This is a genomic window from Phenylobacterium hankyongense, assembly GCF_003254505.1.
Lineage (GTDB): Bacteria > Pseudomonadota > Alphaproteobacteria > Caulobacterales > Caulobacteraceae > Phenylobacterium > Phenylobacterium hankyongense.
This window is the reverse complement of the sequence record NZ_QFYP01000023.1, coordinates 1-328: the sequence shown is the minus strand read 5'-3', so window position 1 is coordinate 328 and position 328 is coordinate 1. Positions and strand designations below refer to the sequence as shown.

Below are 328 nucleotides of genomic sequence, written 5' to 3'. Positions count from 1 at the left end.
CGTCGTTCCCCTGGCGATTGAGCGTGGTGGGATTGTGGCGCGACCAGAAGACGGCGAGCAGGGACTCGTAGGGGCAGACGGCGGGATCGAACTGGAGGCGGACGACTTCTGCGTGGCCGGTCTTGCCGGAGCACACGTCTTCGTAGGTGGGATTGTGGAGGTGGCCCTGCGAGTAGCCGACCTCCGTCCTGACGACGCCCTCCACGCGCTGGAAGGCGAGCTCCACGCCCCAGAAGCAGCCGGCGCCGAACTGAGCGAACTGCAACTGCGGTGCGACGGGGGAGTCGAGGTCCGGCGCCTGCGCCGGACCGGCAGCACCGGCGACCCC

1 protein-coding gene is annotated in these 328 nt (G+C 69.5%); it reads right to left on the bottom strand.

Annotated features, from left to right (window positions below; all coding sequences use genetic code 11):
* A partial coding sequence (gene msrA, locus DJ021_RS18510) for a peptide-methionine (S)-S-oxide reductase MsrA (protein ID WP_207801911.1) occupies positions 1 to 328 on the bottom strand: 328 nt, incomplete at both ends.